This is a genomic window from Burkholderia sp. Ax-1720, from assembly GCF_011753035.1.
GTDB lineage: Bacteria > Pseudomonadota > Gammaproteobacteria > Burkholderiales > Burkholderiaceae > Burkholderia > Burkholderia gladioli.
In genome coordinates, this window is sequence record NZ_VWWK01000274.1 from 1 (window position 1) to 6,364 (window position 6,364).

Annotated in this window: 7 protein-coding genes; all 7 read left to right on the top strand. The window is 68.0% G+C overall.

From position 1 onward, the window contains the following. The coding region (locus F3J18_RS34930; protein WP_166916666.1) for a DUF938 domain-containing protein at positions 1-370 on the top strand (370 nt) is incomplete at its 5' end. Between the two features lie 107 nt (positions 371-477). Then, on the top strand, positions 478-1,890 hold the full coding sequence (gene gndA, locus F3J18_RS34935) for an NADP-dependent phosphogluconate dehydrogenase (RefSeq protein WP_166916668.1): 1,413 nt from the start codon (positions 478-480) through the stop codon (positions 1,888-1,890). Between the two features lie 204 nt (positions 1,891-2,094). Then, positions 2,095-2,424: a DUF4148 domain-containing protein gene (locus tag F3J18_RS34940; RefSeq protein ID WP_025098921.1), complete on the top strand. Its 330-nt coding sequence runs from the start codon at positions 2,095-2,097 to the stop codon at positions 2,422-2,424. Positions 2,425-2,740: 316 nt separating this feature from the next. Beyond that, on the top strand, positions 2,741-3,052 hold the full coding sequence (locus F3J18_RS34945) for a cupin (protein ID WP_017920564.1): 312 nt from the start codon (positions 2,741-2,743) through the stop codon (positions 3,050-3,052). Positions 3,053-3,157: 105 nt separating this feature from the next. Continuing rightward, a complete protein-coding gene (locus F3J18_RS34950; protein WP_013690606.1) occupies positions 3,158-3,934 on the top strand; it encodes a peptidoglycan DD-metalloendopeptidase family protein in 777 nt (258 codons plus the stop codon). A gap of 332 nt (positions 3,935-4,266) precedes the next feature. After that, the gene (locus F3J18_RS34955) at positions 4,267-4,803 is read left to right on the top strand and encodes a cytochrome b (RefSeq protein WP_166916669.1); all 537 of its coding nucleotides are present in this window, start codon (positions 4,267-4,269) and stop codon (positions 4,801-4,803) included. Positions 4,804-5,171: 368 nt separating this feature from the next. Then, positions 5,172-6,248, top strand: a complete 1,077-nt coding sequence (locus F3J18_RS34960; protein ID WP_105850059.1) for a triacylglycerol lipase — start codon at positions 5,172-5,174, stop codon at positions 6,246-6,248. The last annotated feature ends 116 nt before the right edge of the window (positions 6,249-6,364 follow it).

Below are 6,364 nucleotides of genomic sequence, written 5' to 3' on the forward strand. Positions count from 1 at the left end.
CCTGCGCGCGCCGCTGGCGCTCGACGTGCGCGCCGAGCCCTGGCCGGTGGACGCCGTCGACGCGGTGGTCTGCATCAACATGATCCACATCGCGCCCTGGGCGGCGGCCGTCGCGCTGGTGAACGGCGCCGCGCGGCGGCTGCCCGCCGGCGGCGTGCTGCTGCTGTACGGCCCGTATCGCCGCGCGGGCGCGCATACCGCGCCCTCCAACGCCGAGTTCGACGCGCAACTGCGCGCGCGCGATGCCGAATGGGGCGTGCGCGACCTGGAGGCGGTGGTCGCGCTGGCCGAGGCGGCCGGCCTCGAACTCGAGCGCGTGGTGGCGATGCCGGCCAACAACCTGAGCGTGGTGCTGCGCCGCCGCGCCTGATCGGCGCGTCGCGCGCGAGGCAGCGGCCTCGCCTGGTTTTCCCGTATCCTTGCGGCTATGCGCGCGGCTCGGTCGGGCCGCGCCGTGTTTTTTTCGGAGAATGAACAATGGGCAAACAAGCAATCGGCGTGGTCGGGATGGCCGTGATGGGCCGCAATCTGGCGTTGAACATCGAGAGCCGCGGTCACGCCGTGTCCGTGTACAACCGCAGCCGCGACAAGACCGACGAGCTGATCGCCGAATTCCCCGACCGCAAGCTGGTGCCGACCTACACGCTGGAGGAGTTCGTCGCGTCGCTCGAAACGCCGCGCCGCATCCTGCTGATGGTCAAGGCGGGCGAAGCCACGGACGCGACGATCGCCGCGCTCAAGCCGCTGCTCGGCAAGGGCGACGTGCTGATCGACGGCGGCAACACGCATTTCACGGACACCATCCGCCGCAACCAGGAACTCGCGCAATCGGGCCTGCACTTCATCGGCACGGGCGTGTCGGGCGGCGAGGAGGGCGCGCTGCACGGCCCCTCGATCATGCCGGGCGGCCAGCGCGACGCCTACGACCTGGTCGAGCCGATCCTCAAGCAGATCGCCGCCAAGGCGCCGGGCGACGGCGAGCCCTGCGTGGCCTACATGGGCCCGGACGGCGCAGGCCACTACGTGAAGATGGTCCACAACGGCATCGAGTACGGCGACATGCAGCTGATCGCCGAAAGCTACGCGGTGCTCAAGCAGGTGGCGGGGCTGTCGAACGAGGAACTCGGCAAGGTCTACACCGAATGGAACCAGGGCGAGCTCGACAGCTACCTGATCGAGATCACCTCGAAGATCTTCGACAAGAAGGACGAGGAAACCGGCCAGCACCTGGTGGACGTGATCCTCGACCGCGCCGCGCAGAAGGGCACCGGCAAGTGGACCAGCCAGAACGCGCTGGACCTGGGCGTGCCGCTGCCGCTGATCACCGAATCGGTGTTCGCGCGCGTGCTGTCCTCGCTGAAGACGCAGCGCGTGGCCGCCAGCAAGGTGCTGAAGGGGCCCTCGCCGGCCAAGCCGGAAGGCGATCGTGCCGCCTTCGTCGAGGCGGTGCGCCGCGCGCTCTACCTGAGCAAGGTGATCTCCTACGCGCAGGGTTTCGCGCAGCTCGACACGGCCTCGAAGGAATACGGCTGGAAGCTCAATCTGGGCGAAATCGCGCGTATCTTCCGCGCCGGCTGCATCATCCGCGCGCGTTTCCTGCAGAAGATCACGGATGCCTACACGGCCAACCCGGAACTCGCGAACCTGCTGCTCGACCCGTACTTCCAGGAGATCTCGACCAACTACCAGCAGGCGCTGCGCGACGTGGTGGTGGCCGCGGTGCAGGCCGGCGTGCCGGTGCCGGCCTTCTCCTCGGCGGTCGCCTACTTCGACAGCTACCGCTCGGAACGCCTGCCGGCGAACCTTGTGCAGGCGCAGCGAGACTTCTTCGGCGCCCACACCTTCGAGCGCACGGACAAGCCGGGCAGCTTCCACGCGAACTGGGCCTGAGGAGGGTGCGAACGGTAATTGTTGCGATTAACCACGCTATCTATCGGGTTGATAGCGTCGGAACCCGCTGATTATTATCGTTCGCGGAACAGTGTTTTCGTCGTTTCATGGTTTTCCCTAGGTGCCGAGAAGACTAGACTTCACATCACTCGCTGCTCACATGGTGTGTGCGGTGAAGCAAAAAAAGTCTCGGAGGTGAAAATCATGAAATCGCTGATCGCTACTGTTGCTGCCGCTGCCGTTCTCGCTGTCCCGGCTCTCTCGTTTGCTCAACCGACCAACGGCCCGCTGACCCGTGCCGAAGTGAAGGCCGAACTGGCCCAGCTGCAAAAGGCCGGTTACAACCCGAGCGCTGACCGCAACGACTACCCGAACGGTATCCAGGCTGCTGAATCCCGCATCAACCCGCAACAAAACTTCGCCAACGCCGATACCAGCGGCTACGGCGCGCAACCGGCCGCGGCCGCCGAATCGGGCACGCCGTCGAAGGTTCGCCGCATCGCCGACGGCGCCCCGGTCTACAAGGGTCGCTGATCGACGCGGGCGGCGCGCCAGGATGGCCGCGCCGCCCGTGGCAGGTAGTTGAAGTTGCAGTGGAAGTCGAGCTGTACCGCAGTCCGGATCGGCCCGTGGTGTTCCACCAGGAACCCACGGGCCGATTTTTTTTGCATGGCGAAATCCCCGGCGCGCTCGATCCGGATCCCGCGCCCGGGCGTTCCCGAAGCGCCGAATCGGGGCGCGAAGGTTCCGAAATTCGCGCCGAGCAGGTACTATCCGACGGGCACGCAGCGGCCGGGCCGGGCCGCGCGGCGAGATTCGCGGCCATCTCGCCGCGATGCCGGAACCCGACATGAAGCTCATCCGCAGCAAGACCTTTACCGCGTCGCGTGCCTGGGGCGCCCTCGATATCGCCAATATGCGCGGTATCACCACGCGCCTGCACTGGACCGACCAGCCTTACATCTGGCATGTGAACGACGGCGAGGAAGTGTTCGTCGTCCTCGACGGACAAGTCGACATGCACTATCGCGATGCCGCCGGCGAGCATATTGCCCTGCTCGAGACCGGCGACATCTTTCACGCCACGGTGGGGACGGAACACGTCGCCCATCCACGCGGGGAGGCTCGTATTCTCGTCGTGGAAACCGAAGGCAGCGTCTGAAGGTCCCACTCCTGTCGGGACCGGCCCGACCCGGGCCACGCGGCGCGCGCCGCGCATCCCCGCGATGCACGGCCGCCCGCAGCGAAGCGAAACTAGGGAGGCAGCTTGAGAAGAACGATCTTCACTGAAACCACCACGTATCGTCGCGCCGTCTCGCGCGCGACCCTGTTCGCCGTCGGCGCCGCGCTGGTCGGCGGCTGCACGATGACGCCGTGGACGGACTCGTGGCAGCCGACGAGCACGCCGCAACCCAGCCGCCAGAACCAGGGCGGCGTGCTGGCCGGCTACTACCGCGTCAACCCCGGCGATACGCTGCCGTCCATCGCGGCCGGCTTCGGCCAGCGCAGCCAGGACGTCGCGAGCTGGAACCACATCGCGCCGACCGACATGCTCACGCCCGGCCAGGTGCTGCGCGTCGCGCCGCCGCCGGGCAATACCGCGATCACCTCGCCGGTGCCGTCCTCGGGCCAGCCGTCCTCGTCCGCGCTGCCCGGCGCCACGGCGGCCGAGCCGCCGGCGCTGGCCTGGCCGGCGCAGGGCACCGTCACCTCGCGCTTCATCCCCGGCAAGACGCGCGGCATCACGATCACCTCGACCGGCGACAAGACCGTGCGGGCCGCGGCCGCGGGCCGGGTGGTGTATGCCGGCACCGGCGTCGCGAAATATGGCCCGCTGGTGATCCTCAAGCACGAGAGCGGCCTGATCACCGCCTACGGCCACAACGGCAAGCTGCTGGTCAACGACGGCGACGCCGTCGCGGCGGGCCAGGCGATCGCCGAGATGGCCACCGATCCGGATGGCCGTTCCTCGTTCGACTTCGAGGTCCGGCAGGACGGCAAGCCGGTCGACCCGATCGGTTTCCTGCCGCGCAACGGCGGCTGATTACCGGTTGATCCCAGGTCGATCCCCGGCCGATCAGCGGCTGATTGCCGATCGCCGATGCGGCGCGCGCTCCCGACGGGGCGCGCGCCGTTGTTTTTTCCTCTGCGGTGGTTCGTGCGGCACGCGCATCGCGTGGCTGCCGGCTGCGCCGATCCCTCATCGCTCCGCCCCGCTGCGGACCCTGCGGCTCCCTCGCGACGCCTGACCAATCGCCGCATCCATGCGGGCCGAAGCTGCCGCGAGCCACTTCGCCCCGGTACAATCGCCGCGATAGCCGCCGGCCGCCACCAGCCAGGCGCCGCCCCCGATACGATCCGCCCGCCGGAGCCCCGATGAAGAACATCCTCGCGACCCAGCCGCGCTACAACCGTCCCGCGATCGCCTTTCACTGGCTGATCGTGCTGCTGGTGGCGCTGGGCTACCTCGCGATCGAGATTCGCGGTCCGAAGGGCACCGACAGCCGCCTGTTCTGGACCAACGTGCATTTCTGCGCGGGCACCCTGGTGTTGTCGCTCTCGATCCTGCGCGTGCTCTGGCGCTTCGCCTCGCGCCGGGCCGATCCGCTGCCGCAGCCGCCGGTGCTCGCGTTCCTCGCCAAGCTCTCCCATCTCGCGCTCTACCTGTTCACGCTGGCCCAGCCGCTGCTCGGCATCGCCTTCGTCAACATGGGCGGCCATCCCGTGACGATCGCGCCGCTCGGTATCTCATTCACGCTGTTCGACGCGAACCCGGTCTTGCGCGGGCCGCTCAAGGAAGCCCACGAACTGATCGGCAACAGCTTCTATTTCGTGATCGGGCTGCACGCGCTGGCCGCGCTCTGGCATCACTTCGTGAAGCGCGATGCCACATTGCGGCGCATCCTGCCGTAACAAAACGAACCCGCGCGCTGGTTGCGCCTGCAACATACGCGCCGTTTTCCGCGCTTTCTCCCTCGTGCGTTCCTGGCCGGCATGATTGCCGGTCGGCTTGTCGCGTCTGTTCCATGCGCACATCGCGCGATGCTTCGCAGTCCGTGATATCTCCATGTGGCGACGCAGCATCGCCACGCGATTCGTTCGGCCGCCGTTCCCGATCGCTCGCGTCAATCGATTAGAGATGCGCATCCAAACATCCGTGTGAGTCCGGACAGGACTGCCACCGCCGTGTTTCACTCCGCACTTGCCGCGCCCGGCTTCGCGCGTAGCCGCGATCGAGCGCTGCATTCACATCGACGGATCCAATAACGAGGGAGATAAGCATGCGCAGATCGATGCGTTCGAGGCTGGCGGCGAGGGCGGTGGCATGGGCGCTGGCGGCGATGCCGCTGGCCGGGGTGGCGGGCCTGGCGATGACGGCGGCGCCCGCGGCGATGGCGGCCGATACCTATGCGGCGACGCGCTATCCGGTGATCCTGGTGCACGGCCTTGCCGGTACCGACAAGTTCGCGAATGTGCTCGACTACTGGTACGGCATCCAGAGCGACCTGCAATCGCATGGCGCGAAGGTCTACGTGGCCAACCTGTCCGGCTTCCAGAGCGACGACGGCCCGAACGGCCGCGGCGAGCAGTTGCTGGCCTACGTCAAGCAGGTGCTGGCAGCCACCGGCGCGACCAAGGTCAACCTGATCGGCCACAGCCAGGGCGGGCTGACCTCGCGCTACGTGGCGGCGGTCGCGCCGCAACTGGTGGCTTCGGTGACCACCATCGGCACGCCGCATCGCGGCTCCGAGTTCGCCGATTTCGTGCAGGGCGTGCTGGCGACCGATCCCACCGGCCTGTCGTCGACGGTGATCGCCGCCTTCGTCAACGTGTTCGGCACGCTGATCAACAGCTCGCTGAACACCAACCAGGACGCGCTGGCCGCGCTCAAGACGCTGACCACCGCACAGACGGCCGCCTACAACAAGAACTTCCCGAGCGCCGGGCTCGGCGCGCCGGGCACCTGCCAGACGGGAGCGGCGACCGAAACCGTCGCCGGCAACCAGCACCTGCTCTATTCCTGGGGCGGCACGGCGATCCAGCCGGGCGCGACCGTGCTCGGCGTGACGGGCGCGAGCGATACCAGCACCAGCACCTTCGACTCGGCCAACGTCACCGATATCTCGACGCTGGCTCTGCTCGGCACCGGCGCGGTGATGATCAATCGCGGCTCGGGCCAGAACGACGGGCTGGTGTCGCGCTGCAGCTCGCTGTTCGGCCAGGTGATCAGCACCAGCTACCACTGGAACCACCTCGACGAGATCAACCAGTTGCTCGGCGTGCGCGGCGCGAATGCCGAGGATCCGGTCGCGGTGATCCGCACGCACGTGAACCGCCTCAAGCAGCAGGGCATCTGATGGCGCGATCCGATCGTCCGGTGCGCGCCGCGCGGGCCGGGCGCGTCGCGCTGTTCGCGGCGAGCGGCTTCGTCGCGGCCGGCGCGATCGCCTGGTGGCTGCTGCCGCCGGGCGGC